Annotated in this window: 14 protein-coding genes; 5 read left to right on the plus strand and 9 right to left on the minus strand. The window is 74.2% G+C overall.

Annotated features, from left to right (window positions below; genetic code table 11):
* Positions 1-1,374, minus strand: a 1,374-nt coding sequence (locus tag ABZ215_RS10410; RefSeq protein WP_354949258.1) for a tetratricopeptide repeat protein, incomplete at its 3' end; no start/stop codon positions are given.
* A 75-nt stretch (positions 1,375-1,449) separates the two neighbouring features.
* On the opposite strand from ABZ215_RS10410, the gene ABZ215_RS10415 reads away from it, so the two are divergent.
* The gene (locus ABZ215_RS10415) at positions 1,450-1,575 is read left to right on the plus strand and encodes a hypothetical protein (protein ID WP_354949260.1); all 126 of its coding nucleotides are present in this window, start codon (positions 1,450-1,452) and stop codon (positions 1,573-1,575) included.
* Between the two features lie 57 nt (positions 1,576-1,632).
* On the opposite strand, the gene ABZ215_RS10420 is transcribed toward ABZ215_RS10415, so the two are convergent.
* The 4 genes from ABZ215_RS10420 to ABZ215_RS10435 all read right to left on the minus strand — a co-directional run bounded on the left by ABZ215_RS10420 (position 1,633) and on the right by ABZ215_RS10435 (position 6,299).
* Positions 1,633-3,738 (minus strand): transglycosylase domain-containing protein, encoded by a 2,106-nt coding sequence (locus tag ABZ215_RS10420; protein WP_354949262.1) that lies wholly within the window; start codon positions 3,736-3,738, stop codon positions 1,633-1,635.
* A gap of 78 nt (positions 3,739-3,816) precedes the next feature.
* Positions 3,817-4,533, minus strand: a complete 717-nt coding sequence (locus ABZ215_RS10425) for a WbqC family protein (RefSeq protein ID WP_084506165.1) — start codon at positions 4,531-4,533, stop codon at positions 3,817-3,819.
* A 13-nt stretch (positions 4,534-4,546) separates the two neighbouring features.
* The gene (locus ABZ215_RS10430; protein WP_237335680.1) at positions 4,547-5,200 is read right to left on the minus strand and encodes a YdcF family protein; all 654 of its coding nucleotides are present in this window, start codon (positions 5,198-5,200) and stop codon (positions 4,547-4,549) included.
* Between the two features lie 7 nt (positions 5,201-5,207).
* On the minus strand, positions 5,208-6,299 hold the full coding sequence (locus ABZ215_RS10435) for a transcriptional regulator (protein ID WP_020420683.1): 1,092 nt from the start codon (positions 6,297-6,299) through the stop codon (positions 5,208-5,210).
* A 304-nt stretch (positions 6,300-6,603) separates the two neighbouring features.
* Here ABZ215_RS10435 and ABZ215_RS10440 point away from each other — a divergent pair, with 304 nt between their 5' ends.
* Positions 6,604-7,227 carry a TetR/AcrR family transcriptional regulator gene (locus tag ABZ215_RS10440; RefSeq protein WP_020420682.1) on the plus strand — a complete coding sequence of 208 codons (624 nt, stop codon included), beginning with the start codon at positions 6,604-6,606 and terminating at the stop codon, positions 7,225-7,227.
* Positions 7,224-8,102: a homocysteine S-methyltransferase gene (mmuM, locus tag ABZ215_RS10445; RefSeq protein ID WP_354949265.1), complete on the plus strand. Its 879-nt coding sequence runs from the start codon at positions 7,224-7,226 to the stop codon at positions 8,100-8,102. The genes ABZ215_RS10440 and mmuM overlap by 4 nt, the downstream gene beginning before the upstream one ends.
* On the opposite strand, the gene ABZ215_RS10450 is transcribed toward mmuM, so the two are convergent.
* Genes ABZ215_RS10450 through ABZ215_RS10460 form a run of 3 tightly spaced genes read right to left on the minus strand, consistent with a single transcriptional unit; the run spans position 8,071 to position 11,714 of the window.
* Entirely contained in the window at positions 8,071-8,958 is an 888-nt protein-coding gene (locus tag ABZ215_RS10450) for a UbiA family prenyltransferase (protein WP_354949267.1), read from the minus strand. The two genes, mmuM and ABZ215_RS10450, sit on opposite strands and share 32 nt — an antisense overlap.
* On the minus strand, positions 8,946-10,184 hold the full coding sequence (locus ABZ215_RS10455; RefSeq protein WP_354949269.1) for a cytochrome P450: 1,239 nt from the start codon (positions 10,182-10,184) through the stop codon (positions 8,946-8,948). The genes ABZ215_RS10450 and ABZ215_RS10455 overlap by 13 nt, the downstream gene beginning before the upstream one ends.
* Positions 10,185-11,714, minus strand: a complete 1,530-nt coding sequence (locus tag ABZ215_RS10460) for a prenyltransferase/squalene oxidase repeat-containing protein (RefSeq protein ID WP_354949271.1) — start codon at positions 11,712-11,714, stop codon at positions 10,185-10,187.
* 213 nt (positions 11,715-11,927) lie between these two features.
* Between ABZ215_RS10460 and ABZ215_RS10465 the strand changes: the two genes are divergently transcribed.
* Entirely contained in the window at positions 11,928-12,836 is a 909-nt protein-coding gene (locus tag ABZ215_RS10465) for a PAC2 family protein (RefSeq protein WP_354949273.1), read from the plus strand.
* 76 nt (positions 12,837-12,912) lie between these two features.
* Here ABZ215_RS10465 and ABZ215_RS10470 read toward each other — a convergent pair whose 3' ends face one another.
* The gene (locus ABZ215_RS10470) at positions 12,913-14,244 is read right to left on the minus strand and encodes a carboxylesterase family protein (protein ID WP_354949275.1); all 1,332 of its coding nucleotides are present in this window, start codon (positions 14,242-14,244) and stop codon (positions 12,913-12,915) included.
* Between the two features lie 657 nt (positions 14,245-14,901).
* Here ABZ215_RS10470 and ABZ215_RS10475 point away from each other — a divergent pair.
* Complete coding sequence (locus ABZ215_RS10475) at positions 14,902-16,194, plus strand: phosphoribosyltransferase family protein (RefSeq protein ID WP_354949277.1); 1,293 nt, start codon at positions 14,902-14,904, stop codon at positions 16,192-16,194.

The raw sequence follows: 16,194 nt of genomic DNA on the forward strand, positions 1-16,194 counted from the left end.
CCCCCCCCCCAACACCCCCCCCCCCACCCCCCACACCGCCTCGTAGAACCGGGCCGCGGTGTCCGGCCGCGACAGGTGCTCGGCGCAGAACCCGAGCGCCAGCTTCGGCGCCGGCTCACCAGGCACGGATCGGTAGACGTCGTCGAACAGCTCGGCGGCCGCGCCCACCCGGCCCTCGGCCAGGGCGAGGAGCCCGCGGTGCCAGCTCGCCCGCCAGTCGTGGTGCGCCCGCCAGCCCAGCTGCCGCTCCGCCGACCGCAGGCAGTGCCCGGCCGCGGCCAGGTCGCCCGCCTCCAGGTTCGCGCGGGCCCGGTGGAAGTCCACCTCGACCGACGCCGGGACGCTCGCGAGCTTGGTGAGCAACCGCCGTGGGTCCGGCGCCCGCACGCTGTGCAGCAGCGGGGTCCGCGGATCGGCCGGGTCGGGGAACGGCACGGGCAGGCCTGCCGCCACGTCCGCGGGGGAGGGCCGCCCGTCGGCCAGTGCGCCGCCGCCGTCGCCGGTCCACGCGGCCAGCGGCGGGGCCAGGCTGAGCCCGTCGTCCAGCAGCGCCGCGGATTCGGCGAACACCGCCGAGCGGGCGGGCCGCGGTCTGCCGTCGGCGAGGCAGCGCACCTCGCGCAGCACGCCGCGCACCTGGTTCAGCATCTCCGGCACGTCGGCGAAGCGCCGGTCGAAGTCCGCGGTCGCGCGGGCGACCAGGCGGCGGAAGGACTCCGCGCCCGGTTCGCCCGCGTCGCACTCGACGAGTTCGTCCAGCATGACGCCGACGGCGTGGATGTCGGCCCGCTCGGTCAGCCCGTGCTCGCGAATCTCGGTGTGGCCGACCAGGTACGGCGGGGTGCCCAGGACCGGGCTCTCCCGGTCGCCGGTGCGGCGGATCGCGCCGAAGTCGACCAGTTTGACCGACTCGCCGGCGCGGATCACGTTGTCCGGCTTCATGTCGCAGTACAGCAGGCCCTGCCGGTGCAGGTAGCCCAGCGCGCCCAGCACGTCGACGGCGCAGGCGAGCGCGTCGGCGATCGTCAGCCCGCCCGCGTCGCGCACGCTGCGCAGGGTCGGCCCGTCGACGTGGTCCATCACCAGGTAGCTGAGGCCGCGGTGGGTGACGACGTTGAAGATCCGCACGATGCTGGGGTGTTCGAGCGCGGTGAGGACGCGGCTCTCGTGCGCGGCGAGCTTGATCGCGGCCGTGTCGTGCGGGCGGGTCAGGCCCTTGAGCACCACCTGCTTGCCCTGCAGGTTGCGGTCGCGGGCGAGGTAGACGAAGCCGAACGCACCGCGGGCGAAGCACCTGTCGACCTCGTACTGCCCGGCGACCAGCTCACCCGGCTCGAGCCCGCCGCCGGACGGCGCCTCCTCCGCGAAGCCCACTCACGCGAGGTTACGACACGGTCCCGGTGCGTGGCTAGGTTGTGTCCAGGCCTGTCCGCCACGATGCGAAGGAGGTTGACCGGGGCCCGGCGGCTGGCGGCGGTCACCGGGCGGCTCGACACGACGCTGCTCGTCGGCGGACCGGGCACGGGGACCGCCATGGCCGACGACGGGTTGCTGAGCCAGGACCCCGCGGGCTGACCAGTGATCACGCTCGGCGGGGAAGCGGGAGGCCGGACGATCGGCCTCCCGCGCCGGCTACGAGCGGGCCTGCAGGTATGCCGGATCGGCCGCCGGGATCGGGATGTCCGGGCGGCTGCCCAGGATCTGGTTCATGGCGCGGAAGTACGGCGGCGCCGCCACCGTGCCGCCGAACGCGCCGTGTCCGCACGAGCCCAGGTGCACGGGCGTGCCGGGGCAGATCTCGGCCGGGTGCGGGCCGTCGGCGAAGACCATGGACGACACGGCGTAGTCGTCGACCCCGCCGACGAACGCGACCGACTCGCTCTGCTGCGTCGTGCCCGTCTTGCCGAAGTCCGCGTGGTGCCACCCGGCCGCCGAAGCCGCCGCCGCGGAGGTGCCCGACACCGTGTCCTGGCTCAGCCCGTTCAGCAGCGAGTCCGCCAGCCCCGGCGGCACCACCTGCTCGCACGCCTGCTGCCGCACCGGCACGTCGTGCCCGTACCGGTCGGTGACCGACAGCACGGGGTTGGGCGGGCACCACGTGCCGCCGCTCATCAGCGTCGCCGACACGTTCGCCATCTCCAGCGGGCTCACCGGGCTGTTGCCGAGCGTGAACGACAGCTTGTCCTGGAAGTACTGCGACTGCGGCTGGCTGTACTGCGGGTTCGACGACGACGGATCGAGTTTCGCGCCCGCGTCGTTCGTCGCCAGCGTGTTGCGCAGGCCCAGCCGCCGCGCCATGTCCAGCACGGCCGGCATGCCGACCTGCTGCTCCAGGTTGACGAAGGCGACGTTGGGCGAGGTGGCCAGCCCGTCCCGCAGCGAGATCGGGTCCGGGTAGCCCACCCCGTCGTTCTGCACGCAGTACGGCTGCGTGTACCGGTTCGCGCCGGGCTGGGTGAAGCACTGGCCGGCCTGGTTGGGCAGCGGGGTGTCCAGGCCCGCCTTCCCGCTCTCCAGCGCCGCGGCCGAGGTGAAGATCTTGAACGACGAGCCGGCGCCGAACACGTTGCTCGCGCCCGCCACGATGTTGGTCGACGTCTCGCCCCGCGCGGGGTCGGTGCCGTAGTTGCGGTTGGCGACCATCGCGAGCACCTCGTGGCCGGCCTGGCCGGGCCGGACGACCGCGAACGTGTTCGCCACGCCGTCCTGCCTGGTCGGCACGTTGGCGTCCACGGCGTCCTTCGCGATCCGGCTCACCACCGGGTCCAGCGTCGTGCGGATCGTGTACCCGCCGGTCTCCAGCTGGTCGGCGGTGAACCCGGCCTGGATGAGGTAGCTCTCCGCGTACTGGCAGAAGAACCCGGCGTCCGGCGCCGCGCCGAAGCAGGTGCTCGACGGGATGTCCGGGCCGTCCGGCAGGACGCCGAGCGGCGCGGCCTTCGCGGTGGCGCCGTCGGCCGGGGTGAGGGTCTTCGTGCTGACCATCGCGTCGATCACCAGGTTGCGCCGCTTCAGGGCCTGGTCCGGGTGGGTGTAGGGGTTGTAGAGGTTGGGGTTGTTCACCATCCCGGCGAGCAGCGCGGCCTGCGGCACGGTCAGCTTGTCCGGTGTGGTGCCGAAGTAGGCGTGCGCGGCGGCCCCCACCCCGTATACGTTGCCGGTGAACTCCACCACGTCCAGGTAGCCGGTCAGGATGTCCTCCTTGGACACCGTCTGTCCGAGCTGGACGGCGATCTTGGCCTCGCGCAGCTTGCGGGCGATCGTGTCGGCCTGGTCGGCCAGCTGCGCCGCCCGGTCGTTCCGGTCGACGACGTTGATGAGGTAGTTCTTGACGTACTGCTGGGTGATCGTCGACCCGCCCTGCGTGCTGCCGCCGGAGGAGTCGTGCAGCGCGGCGCGCACCATGCCCTTCACGTCGACGCCGCCCTCGTCGTAGAAGCGGCGGTCCTCGATCGACACGATCGCGGCCTTCATCGCCGGTGCGATCCCGTCCGCGGTGACCGGGAGCCGGTACTGGTCGAACAACGTCGCGATCGGGGTGCCGTCGCGGTCGGTCACTGTGGTCACCAGCGGCTGCTCGCTGTTCGCGAGCGTCGCGGAGATCCCGTCCACCGCGTCGGCGACCTGATTGGACAGCACACCCGCGCCCAGGGCGACGGGCGCGACGACCCCGGCGACGAGAACACCCGCGACAGCGCAGAAGGCGAGGAACCGGGGGAGGGCACGAGACGGGCGCACGGGAGGCGAGGGTAACCGGGCCGCCGTGAAGGCCCGGTTGCCGGAATCGTCTTTACCTTGTGTAGAAGGGGTCTTGGGTCAGCGCGCGGGCACGCAGTCGGTCGCGAGCGCGTCCCGGACCCCGGCGGGGCCGCGCGCGGCGAACGCCCACAGCGCGCTCGCGGTGCGCATCCCGGGTGCGCGGCTCAGCGGGGGCGGCGGCGGGTAGCGCACCTGGAGCCCGCGGTCCAGGAACGGGCGCTCCGACAGGTACTTCGCGCCGCCCGGCCCGCACAGGTAGGTGCTCGCGCCGACCGCGGCGGTCAGGTCGGCCAGCCGCTCGGACCGCCCGTCGCGTGCGGGCAGCTCGCTGCTGCGCAGCACGTCGCCCCGCCAGCCGAGGCGGTGCAGCATGGCGCGCACCGACACCTCGGCCACGACCGCCAGGTGCTCGTTCAGCGCCAGCGCGGCGAGCACCTCCTCGACGATCTCGCCGGTCTCCGCCCAGTGCGCGCAGCGGCCGTAGTACTGCCGCACCAGGCGGGACATCGTGCGGTGCGTCGCGGCCGGGTCGGCGAGACGCAGCTCGCCGATCCGGCTGTCCCGGCCGCGCGGCCGGTGCACCGGCACGGTCAGCCAGCGCTGGGCCTCGGGGTCGGCGGCCGCGGCGAGGCGGGCGCGGTGCTGGTAGTCGCGGGCGTTGAACTGGACGTCGTCGAGCACGACCCACACGTCGGCGCGGGCCAGTTTGGCCAGTGTGGACAGTCGGGGGAAGAGATTCGGTTGATGGACGGCGCAGGAAAGCGTCTCGGGCACGGCCCGTATGGAATCACAGCATGCGGCTGCGGAATCCGGCGGCCACCAGTCGCCGATACGCCGAATACACGATCGGAGGAATTTTCTGCGGAATCGCGAAACCCTTTCGGGGATACTCGATCAGGCGCTGGAAATCGCCCACGATCATGTCGATGAGCTCGGTGCCGTGCTGGGTCCGCAGCGCGTACTCGGTCAGCGACACCGGGGCCGACGCGCACACCGGTTCCACCTCCGGCCACACCTTCCGCGTCGTCGCGAACGCCCGCCGCTCCATGTACGGCATCGAGACCAGCATCAACGACGACACCTCGACCCCGGCGGCGGCGAGGACCTCCCGCGACAGCGCGATGTTCTCGCCGGTGTTGGTCGCGTTCGGCTCCACCAGGATCGCGTCGTCGGGCACCCCGAGTTCCAGGGCCCGCTCCCGGTAGTGCACGCCCTCGCCGCGCGGGAACGCGCGCACGGTCTCGCGGCTGTTGCCACCGGTGAACACCACGACCGGGAACAGACCGCGGTGGTACAGTTCGGCCGCGTGCGCGGCGACGCCGAGGTCGTTGCAGCCCAGCGCCACGGCGGCCGAGCACGGCTTCGGGCGGTGGCGCAGCCGGTGGAACTCCCAGACCAGTTCGGCGTCGGCCCACACCCGGTCGAGCAGCACTTTCCGCATCGGCTTCTTACCGGGACTCGAAACCGCGGCGAATGCCGTCGATGCTGCGCAATTGGTGCATGAGCCCGTAGCGGGTGGAAATGCGCGCGGTCCGCTCCAGAATGGCGAGCCCGGAATCCGCGGTGGCGGTGTCGGAGAGCAGGATGTGCGCGTGCGCGGTGTCCAGCCGCACCTGCTGCAGCGGCGTGTCGTCGACGCGGTTGGACAGGGCCACGTCGATGGCGCGGCCGGCGGCGGTGAGATCGCCCGCGCCACGGTGGGCCAGCGCGAGTTTCTGGTGCGCGATCGACCAGTCCGCGGGCTCCTCCAGCGCTTCGAACTCGCGGATCGCGGGCACGATGTGCTCGGTCGCCGTCTCGTGCAGGCCGCCCTTGCTCAGCGCCGTGCCCACCCACAGCCGCGCGCGCGTGCGGTCGTGCGGGCTGAGCCGCTCGTCGTCGGTCAGGCTCTGGTACCGGGCCGCGGCCGACTCCAGCTGACCGGACATCTCGTCGATCACGACCAGCTGCAGTTCCAGCTGGGCCACCCGGCGCGGCGACTCCAGCTCGGTGAACACCCGCAGCGCCTGCCGGTAGACGTGCTCGGCCGACAGCGGCCCGCGCAGCGCGCCCTGGTCCTGCCGCACCTCGCCGAGCAGCCGCAGCGACCGGCCGTAGAGGTACATGCCCTGCCGGTCCGAGCTGTTCGGCTCGAAGCGGCCCAGCCACCGGTCCAGCAGCGTGCGCGCGAGCCGGAACTCCTGGCGCCCCAGGCACGCCACCGTGCGGTCCAGGTCGTCGGTCCAGGCCTCGTAGTCGTAGCGGGGGGCCGGTTCCGGCCGGCGATCGGTTTCGCGCGCCTCGGTCACCAGCACTTCGAACCGGGTGCGGGCGCCGTCGTCGGCCCTGGCCAGCGCGGTGTCCAGGATCGCCTGGGTGTCCGGCCGCGGCACCGTGGAGGTCCCGCCGCTCTCCCACTTGGCGACGGTGCGCGCCGCGACGCCGAGGTAGGCCGCGAACCCCCGCACGGACAGGCGGAGGGCGTGCCGCAGCAGCCGCGCCTCCCGCCCCGTCCACTGGTGGGCGGTCGCGGCTCCCGGAGAGTTCGTCCCGGCGGCCACACGATCAGGGTAACCACATCGTGGCCCGGCAAGTACACCGAAAGTGCAACGGTGGTTCGTTTCCGTCACGAGTTCGCTCGTTCAGTCTAGAGCGAGGCACTCGTCGCCGGGATGACTCCTTTGTCCCGGGCCGATCCCCGGCGCCGGGTGCCGCTCCAACCCTCCCCCTCGCCGGGGCGGGCGCGCTCCACGTGCCCGCGGGACGCGCGCCCGTCCCGGCCTCCGGAGGCGGATCCCGCGCAGCCGCAGGGGAAACCGCACGCGCGGAGGTGTCGTCCCCCGGCGGGCGCACTACGATGGGGTGATGACCGGCATCTCCACGCCTGCCCGGAACACGTTCCGCGAGCAGCAGTGGCGGGAAGCGCACGACCGTTACCTCGAGTGCGCCCGCGAGGTCTTCGCCCGTCTCGGCTACCACGCCGCCACGGTCGCCGACATCGTGGCGGCCGCCAACGGCAGCCGGGCCACCTTCTACGCGCACTTCCGCGACAAGGCCGACATCGCGGCGGCGTTGTTCGAGCGGATCCTGCCGGACACCGCCGCGCTCTACCGCATGCTCGCCCGGTTCCCGGAACTGACGCGCGACCGCGTGCGTGCCTGGCTGGACGAGCACGTGCTGGCGTTCTGGGCGCGCTACGCGGTGGAGATCGACGTCCTGACGCAGGCGGTCGCCGACGACCCGCGCGTCGCGGCGCGGCACTACCAGTGGGGTGTGGACGCCGCCCGCGAGCTGTCGCCGTACCTGGCACAGTGGACCGGCGAGCACGAGCAGGCCGGGCTGACCCGCGCGCTGTTGCTGGTGCTGCAACTGGAACAGGCCTGCTACCACTGGCTGATCCGCGGGGTCGGGCACGACCGCGAACTGGCGCTGGACGTGCTCGCCGACGTGTGGTGGCGCGAGCTGACCTTCCTGCGCGCGGGCCCGTGACCGTCGTGCTCGACGGTGGCCTGGCCACCGAACTGGAGGCGCGCGGGCACGACCTGTCCGGCGAGCTGTGGTCCGCCCGGCTGCTCGCCGACGACCCGGCCGCGATCGTCGCCGCGCACCGGGCGTTCTTCCGCGCCGGGGCGACGGTCGCGACCACCGCGAGCTACCAGGCGAGCCTGGCCGGGTTCGCCGAACTGGGCCTGGACCGGGACGAAGCCGTGCGGCTGCTGCAGCTGAGCGTCGAGCTCGCCCGTGAGGCGAGGGTGACCGGCGACGAACTGGTCGCCGCCTCGATCGGGCCGTACGGCGCCACGCTCGCCGACGGGTCGGAGTACCGCGGCCACTACGGAATGAGCGTCGCGGAACTGGCCACGTTCCACCGGCCCCGCGCGGAGATCCTCGCCGCGGCCGGGCCGGACCTGCTCGCCTGCGAGACCGTGCCCGATGTGGACGAAGCCGAGGCGATGCTGCTCGCCATCGAAGGACTGGACGTCCCGGCATGGCTGTCGTACACGGTGGAGGGCGAGAGCACGCGCGCCGGCCAGCCCCTGACCGAGGCCTTCGCCGTGGCGCGCGGCAACGACCAGATCGTGGCGGTGGGCGTGAACTGCTGCCACCCCCGCGACGTCGCGGCGGCGGCGGAGATCGCGCACGAGGCGAGCGGGAAACCGGTGATCGCCTACCCCAACAGCGGCGAGACCTGGGACGCGCGGGCACGCGGCTGGGCCGGCGATCCGCGGTTCTCGCCGGACCTGGTCTGGGATTGGCTCGCCGCCGGCGTCGCGTACGTGGGCGGCTGCTGCCGGGTGGGCCCGGACGACATCGCCGCGCTCGCCGCGGCCGTCAGGCCAGGAACGGGATCGCCACGAGGGTGAGGTCGCCGGCCAGCACGACCGGGGTGGCGACTTTCCGCATGCGCGACAACGAACCGCCCGGGCCGGTCAACGCGATCATCCCGCTGAGGAAAGCGCCTTCCGCGAGCACCCCGGCGACGGCCCAGCCCGGTCCGTACCGCCACCACAACCCCACGCCGAGCAGCGTGAGCCCGGCCACGACGACGCCGCACGAGACGGCCAGCGTCCGTCGTGGACCGTACCGCGCGCCCGGGGTGCGGACACCCGTCCGCGCGTCGGCGGCGTGATCCGGCGCGGAGAACCAGGCCGTGCGGCCGAACGCGAGCACGCACAGCCCCGCCAGCACCGGCACCATCGACCGCTCCAGGGCCGGCCGCACCGCGAAGTACGACGCGAGCCCGGGCACCGCGAGGAATCCGGCCCCGAACACGGCCGGGCCGGCGAACCCGCGCCGCTTCAGCCGCACCGGCTCCAGGTTGTACAGCAGGTGCGCGCACAACGCCGACGCCACCACCAGCAGCGCTGCCCAGCGGCCCAGCCACACCGCCACCGCCGCGGCCAGCGCGAGCGCCGCGGTCGCCTCGGCCGCCGCCCAGCCGAAGATCCGCCTGCTGCCCAGGCGCCGCGCCGCGCCCGCCAGGTCCGCCTTGTCCCGGTCCTGCTCGTCGGTGCGCAGATCGGCCGCCGTGTTCAGCGCCAGCGCGGCCAGCAGCACCAGCAGCGTCGCCGCCACGGTGACCAGCACCGGGCCGCTGAGCAGGTGCCGCGGATCGGCGAACGCCGCGCCCCAGCACGCGTAGGCCAGATAGCTCAACGGCAGTGGGAAGCGCAGGCGGTGCACGACGACCACGTCGCGCCACCCGGTCAGTCCCGGCACGCCACCACTTCCAGGCGCAGCCGGGCCGACGGCGCCATCGCGTGCCCGCGCAGCTTCGCCACCCCGGTCCGCGGGTTGACGCACCGCAGGACCCGGCGGCGCAGCACGGCCGCGGTGATCATGCGGATCTCCAGCTGCCCCAGCTGGCTGCCGAGGCAGAACCGGGCGCCGCCGCCGAAGGGCAGGTACCCCTCGGGGAAGCCGCGGCGGCCCAGGAACCGGCCGGGGTCGAAGGCGTGCGGGGACGGGAAGTACTCGGATCGGTGGTGCGCCAGGTAGATCGCGGGGGTGAGCACCGTCCCGGCGGGCAGCGTGCGGCCGTGCAGGTCCACCGCTTCCGGCAGGGCCCGGTTGCCCGCGACCTCGACCGGCGGGTGCAGCCGCAGCGCCTCGGCGATCACCGCCTGCAGCACGGGGACCTCCGCCGGATCGGAGCCGTCGCCGGTGGTGGCGTCCAGTTCGGACAGCACGGCGTCCCGCAGGTCGGGTCGCGTGGTCAGCCAGTACAGGGTCCACGCGGTGGCCGACGCGGTGGTCTCGTGGCCGGCGAACAGCAGCGACACCACCTGGTCGCGCAGCTCGTCGTCCGGCACCGGGCCGAGCGGGCCGTTCCCGGTCAGCAGGGGCGAAACCAGGCTCCGCGGCTCCCGGCCCGACTTCGCGGCGGCGACCAGCCGCGCGTCCAGCTCCGCGCCCGATACGGGCAGCCCGCCGCGCAGGAGCCGGTAGGCGAGCGTGCGGTGGCGCGACCCCAGCGCGCGGTCCAGCCACACCGTGACGTCCCGCAGCAGCACCGGATCCGCATCGCCGAGGACGATCCGCGCGACGATGTCCAGGGCCAGCCGCCGCGTCCACGCGGCGAGTCCGAACACCGCGCCCGTGCCCAGCGAGTCGATCGCCGACGCGGTGGCCTGGGTGATGAGGCTGTGGTAGGCCTCCAGCCGCCGCCCGCGCAGTGGAGAACCGAGCAGCTTCCGGTATGCCGCGTGGCGTGCGCCGTCGGCCCACAGCATCGACTTCGGCCCGAGCAGCGGGCCGAGCGAGCGGCTGCCCGGGTGCCGCAGGCGCGAGTCCTGCCGGAACAGCGAAGCGAGCGTTTCGTGGTGCCACACCAGGATCTTCGGCGCCGGCCCGCCCCGCACGTCCAGCATCGCCGCCGGGTCGTCCGCGTGCGCGTCGAGGAAGGGCAGCGGGGCGACGGCGAGCGCCAGTTCGACCCGGTTCATTCAGCCCGTCCGCTCGGCGGGCGCCGGCTCCAGCCGCGTCAGCAGAGCCGCGACCCGCGGCCGGGCGGCGGCCAGGTGCAGCGCGGCGATGCCCTCCGCGCGCACGATCCGGCCCGGCGTGTACAGGTCCTTGTCGTGCCACAGCGGGGGGTGCGCGGCGTCCGCCCAGGACAGCAGGAACGCACATCCGCGCGCGGCGGCTTCGTCCGCCCACGGTTCCCCGGCACGCACCAGTACCTGGACGGCGTAGGCGGTTTCCTCGAACGTGCCCTGCCAGCGGCCCCACGAGCCGTCCGGGTTCTGCGTCCGCGCGATCCACCGCAGCGCCCGCGCGCGGGCGGCGGCCCCGTGCCCGCTGGCGGCCAGCGCCAGGAAGCACCGCGCCGTCGCGTAGTACGGGGAGGCGTGCCACTTGTCGGTCCAGCTGCCGTCCGGGTGCTGCTGGGCCGCGATCCACGCGGCCACCCGTCCGGCCACTTCGGACTGTCCGTGCGCGCAGAGCGCCTGCAGCACGTGGGCGTTGGTGGTGACCGACGGGGTGCGCTCCTCCGGATAGGTGCAGAAGTGACCGTCCACGTGGTACTCCCGCAGGCAGTCCAGCGGGTGCGGGCGGCCCTGCGTGGCCAGCGCGTAGAGCACGGTGGCGGTGTCGTCGGCGTCCGGCGGCAGCCCGGCGCCGCCGGGCGCGCCGTGCGGGCCGATCTCCGCGGCCAGCTCGTCCAGCACCTCGCCCGGGACGTCGACGGCCAGGCCGGCGTCGGCGAACGTGGAGACCACCCAGGACCGTTCGAACACCGTGAGCGGCGCGGCCACCGGCACCGCTCCGCCGTGGCGCGCCTGGACGTTCTCCAGGTACCGCACGCCGGGATGGTCGCGTGCGCCGTCGGTGCCGAACCACGCGGCGGTCGCGGCGGGGGAGCAGCCGAGCCCGTCGTCGCCGGGACGGGCGAAGCCGACGCCGCGCGCGGCCGGGCCCAGCGCCTCCAGCGAGTGCAGGACCTTGTCCGGCAGCGCCTGGCCGTCCTCGACCAGGCGGCGCATCCCGTGCAGCAGCGCCGGGTGAGTGCCTTCGGGGTGCGGCAGGCGGCTGCGGTCCGGCACGATCTCCTCGGCCTCGAGCGCGTCCAGGTGCGCGTTGAGCGCCGACACCAGCGACGGCACCAGGATCTCCACCGCGACCGTGTCCGGCAGTCCCACCCGCAGATCCCGGCCCCACCGGGTGGTCAGCGCCTGCAGCCCGTGTTCCGCGGCGGCCGCGATGGACGGCGCGCCGGTGCGGCGGAACTCCGTCAGCAGCGCCTCCGTGGCGCTGAGCGTGGGGAGCAGGCCGTAGCCGTCCGGTCCGCCCCAGCCGCCGTCGGCCGCCTGCTGGTCCAGCAGGAACGCGATGCGGTCGGCGTGCCCGGCCAGGTCGGGCAGGAGCGCCACGACGCGGGCGGTTTCGTACACCGACGGGGAGAAATCCCCGAAGGGGTCGGTGACCATGGCGCGCAGCAGGTGGTGCGCGTGCTCGGCCAGGTCGGCGGTCATGGGCGGTCCTCGTGGTCCAGCGGCGACGTTGATCACGCTCGGTGTACCGGCCGTGACGGAGAGATCCAACTTAGCATCCCTGAACATTGTTCTTAACCGGTTTCGCCCGAGTGGCGCAGTAACCCGGTGGAAGTAAGCCCTTCGACGGGATGGATCGCAGCCCTCGCTACGTTGAGTGTCGAGGAGAGAGGTGCCCGGAACAGGCTGGAGGCTGTGGTGTTCGATCCGACGGATCTCTACGAGGTGGACTCGGAGCTCCCGGAGTTGAGCGGGGCGGTGCTGTTGCACCAGCTCGACGGCTTCATGGACGCCGGCCACGCCGGCGCGCTGGTGAGCGAGCACCTCAAGGCGAACTGGGACAACCGGGTGGTGGCCCGGTTCGATGTGGACCGGCTGATCGACTACCGCGCGCGGCGGCCGGTGATGACGTTCGACACCGACCACTGGGAGAGCTACGACACACCCGAGCTGGCGGTGCGGCTGTTCCACGACGAGGTCGGCACGCCGTTCCTGTTGCTGAGCGGGCCGGAGCCGGACGGGCTGTGGGAGCGCTACGCGGCCGCGGTGCGGACGCTCGTGGAGCGGTGGGACGTGCGGATGACCGTGTCGTTCCACGGGATCCCGATGGGCGCGCCGCACACGCGCCCCCTCGGGGTGACCGCACACGCCACGCGGCGCGAGCTGATCGGCGACTACGACCCGGTGCTCAACCGGCTGGAGGTGCCGGGCAGCGCGCTGAACCTGACGGAGTTCCGGCTCGGCGAGGCCGGGCACGACGCCGTCGGGTTCGCCGCGCACGTGCCGCACTACCTCGCGCAGTCCCGCTACCCGGCGGCGGCGCTGACCGTGCTGGGCTCGATCACGCGGCTGGCGGGGCTGTCCCTGCCGGACGAGGCGCTGCGCGCGGCTTCCCGCCGCACCGACGCGGAGATCGCCCGGCAGGTGGCCGAATCCGACGAGGTGGCCGACGTGGTGCACGCGCTGGAGCGGCAGTACGACCTGTTCGTCGAGGCGATGGACGAGAAGAAGACGCTGCTGGCCGACGAGTCCGCGATGCCGACCGCGGAGGAGCTGGGCGCGGAGTTCGAACGCTTCCTGGCGGAGCAGGACCGGCGGGACTGACCCCGGCTGCGCGGGTGGTCGGCGGTGCGCCGGCCACCCACCCGCGCAGCCTGTGGTGGATTTCCGCTGGATGTCCTCAGGGGAGGCGGTGCGGCGCCCGCTTCGGCGTGTGCCGCGGCCATCCCGGGGACGGCGTGCCGGTCTTGGCGAACGACAGCCACGCCGCGCGCAGTTCGCGGCCCAGCTCGGTCAGCGCGCTCCACTCGGCGCCGGCCAGCATGGGCGCGTTCCGCCACGCCGGCTCGTCGCCCAGCAGGAACGGCAGGTCCACGCAGTGCCCGGCGCCGTAGGGCGAGGACGGCGCGCCCCAGTCGAACACGTAGCTGTACACCCGCCCGCCGCGTGCGGCGAGCTGGTCGGCGAACGCCCGCGACGGCGCCGCGAACATCCACCGCGTCACACCGGCCTTCAGCGCGGCCACCCCGCGCGCGCTGACCGGGAACCGTTCCAGCTGCGCGATTCCCGGTTTGCCGGTGAGGAACGAGTTCATCTCCGCCGCCGTGGTGCCGATCAGCACGTCGACGTCCGGGGCGAACCGCGCCCGCTGCGACATCCAGTGCGCGACGCTCGGCAGCGGCGGCGCGTCGGCGACCGGGCAGAACGGCGGCACCGAGTACAGCCCGCCCGGGCCGGCGGCCTTCACGATCGTCTCGTTCTGCGCGCGCAGGACTTCCGTCACCGGGGCGGTCCGCGGATCGGCGCCCAGCGCGGCGGTGAACAACCGCGCGGTGCGCGCCGCGGTGCGGGCGCCGGCCAGGCGCAGGCCCAGCGGCGCGCTCTGCAGGATCGCCCGCCGGAACAGGCCGCGTGACTCCGGCAGCGCCATCAGGCACGCGATCGAGTGCGCGCCCGCGGACTGCCCGAACACGGTGACGTCGTCCGGGTCCCCGCCGAAGGCCGCCGCGTTCTCCCGCACCCACCGCAGCGCGGCGAGCTGGTCCAGCAGGCCGAGGTTGCCCGGCGAGACCCCGGGCAGGCGCAGGTAGCCGAGCGCGCCGAGCCGGTAGTTGGGCGCCACGAACACGACGTCGCCCTCGGTGACGAGCCGGTGTCCGCCGTAGAACCCGAACGAGTTCGCGCCGGTCACGTAGGCGCCGCCGTGCAGCCACACCATGACCGGCCGCTTGCGGTCGTCGGCGGCGGGCGTGAGAACCGTCAGGTTGAGGCAGTCCTCGTCCTGGTCCGGCACGTCCGCCGGGACGCCCATGACGCCGTCCGGCCGCACCGGCGGCTGCGGGCTGACCGGGCCGTGGCGGGTGGCGTCGCGGATGCCGGTCCACGGCTCGACGGGCGCCGGCGGGGCGAACCGGGCCGCGCGCGCGAACGGGACGCCGCGGAACTCGGCAAGGCCGTCGGCCGTGACGAATCCGCGAAGCTTGCCGCCACCGGCGGCCACCACGGTGTCCACACCACAACTGTAACCGCGGGCCGCAGTGGATGATCGCGGAGCGGATTTCGCCGCGAGCGCCTCAGGAGGGGTGTTCAGCCCGGCCGAGGACGGTCGCCTCCGACACTCGTCCGGGGGCACAGACGACCGGGTTGGCTTGGTTGCCGCTGCTGCCGCTCGGCCGCGCACCGCCGTTGCGCCCGCTCGGCTGCCGGTGCGAGAGCTCCGGCGGGCGGTGGCGGCGCGGGCCACTGGGCGGCGGATGGTCGCCTCTGGGCTGGCCGCTCGCTGGTGCCGCCCGTCTCGGGGGACCGGTGCGGCTTGGTTGCCGCTGCTGCCCCTCGCCCGCGCCGCGGTCGCGCGCCGCGTTGCTACGGTGCGCGGCCCTGGCGCCAGTCCACTGGGCCGGGAATGGTCGCTTCCGGAGGGGCCACCCGACGATGGCACCCATCCGGGGCATCCGGCGGCGAGGTAGGGCAGTGCAGCTCGGCTGCCACCACGCACCGCCGTTCCGCCCGGCCGCCGGTGCGAGAACCCCGGCGCGAGCCCACCCACTGACCACGGAACGTGCCCGGCCGCTCCGGGGCCGCCGTTCGGCCCAGTGAGGTCCTACGACTCTCGCCGCGGGGCGGGGGCGCCGCTACGGTCGCCGGAGAACTTCGCGGAGGAGGTGCTCCGATGCCGTTCACCGACCGGAGGGACGCCGGCCGTCGCCTCGGGGCACGGCTGGTCCGGTGGCGAGGCAGCGACGCGGTGGTGCTGGGGCTGCCGCGCGGGGGCGTGCCGGTCGCGGCTGAGGTGGCGCGGGCGCTCGGCGCGCCGCTCGACGTGCTTCTGGTGCGCAAGCTCGGCCTGCCGTTCCAGCCGGAACTGGCGGTGGGCGCGATCGGCGAGGGCGGGCTGCGCCTGGTGAACCCCGTGCTGGTGCGGCGGTTCGGGATCAGTGAGGCGGAACTGGCCGCGGTGGAGGCCGCGGAACGGTCCGAACTGGACCGTCGCGCCGCGCGCTTCCGGTCCGGGCGGACGCGGACGCCGCTGGCGGGCCGGACCGCGATCGTCGTCGACGACGGGGTGGCCACCGGCTCGAGCGCGCGCGTCGCGGTGGCGGCCGCGCGGGCGGCGGGCGCGGCGTGGGTCGTGGTCGCGGTGCCGGTCGGCGCTCGCCAGGCGGTGGAGGCCCTGCGCGAGGACGCCGACGACGTGGTGTGCCTGGAGTGCCCGGCGGCGTTCACCGCGGTGGGGCAGTGGTACGAGGACTTCACGCAGACCCCGGACGAGGAGGTCGCGCGGCTGCTGGCAGGCGAAACCGGGGACCCGGATCCGGTGACGGGCGACGAGGAGGTCACCGTCTTCGCCGGGGCGGTGCCGCTCGGCGGGCGGCTGACGGTGCCGGAGCGCGCGGCGGGGATCGTCGTGTTCGCGCACGGCAGCGGCAGCGGCCGGTACAGCCCGCGGGCGCGCTCGGCCGCGGAGCCCCTGCACCGCGCCGGCATCGCCACGCTGCTGGTCGACCTGCTGACCCCGAGCGAGGAGGCCGACCGGGCACGCGTGTTCGCCGTCGAGCTGCTGGCCAGCCGGCTGGTCGAGGTGACGCGGTGGGTGCGCGCGCGGACCGGGCTGCCGGTCGGCTACTTCGGCACGGGCACCGGGGCCGCGGCGGCGCTGCTGGCGGCCACCGACTACCGGGTCGAGGTGGCGGCGGTCGTGGCGCGCGGCGGGCGGCCCGACCTCGCCGCGAAGCGCCTCGGCTGGGTCCGGACCCCGACCATGCTCATCGCGGGCGCCTTCGACACCGGTGTGCTGGAGCTGAACCGGAAGGCGCGCGCCCAGCTCCGCGGCGAGGCGCACCTCGCGGTCGTGCCCGGGGCCACCCACCTGTTCGAGGAGCCCGGCGCACTGGACGAAGCCGCGTGCCTGGCCAGGGACTGGTTCCGGAGGCACCTGACGCCGGTGACCGTCGACGGCGGCTGA

The sequence above is a fragment of the Amycolatopsis sp. NPDC006131 genome (genome assembly GCF_040614175.1).
In the GTDB taxonomy this organism is placed as follows: Bacteria; Actinomycetota; Actinomycetes; order Mycobacteriales; family Pseudonocardiaceae; genus Amycolatopsis_E; species Amycolatopsis_E tucumanensis.

What these genes read in the sequence shown, in the direction of transcription:
- ABZ215_RS10440 (WP_020420682.1), top strand. Translation starts at nt 6,604, where the DNA reads ATGACCGGCATCTCCACGCCTGCCCGGAACACGTTCCGCGAGCAGCAG.
- ABZ215_RS10475 (WP_354949277.1), top strand. Translation starts at nt 14,902, where the DNA reads ATGCCGTTCACCGACCGGAGGGACGCCGGCCGTCGCCTCGGGGCACGG.
- ABZ215_RS10460 (WP_354949271.1), bottom strand. Translation starts at nt 11,714, where the DNA reads ATGACCGCCGACCTGGCCGAGCACGCGCACCACCTGCTGCGCGCCATG.
- ABZ215_RS10455 (WP_354949269.1), bottom strand. Translation starts at nt 10,184, where the DNA reads ATGAACCGGGTCGAACTGGCGCTCGCCGTCGCCCCGCTGCCCTTCCTC.
- ABZ215_RS10430 (WP_237335680.1), bottom strand. Translation starts at nt 5,200, where the DNA reads ATGCGGAAAGTGCTGCTCGACCGGGTGTGGGCCGACGCCGAACTGGTC.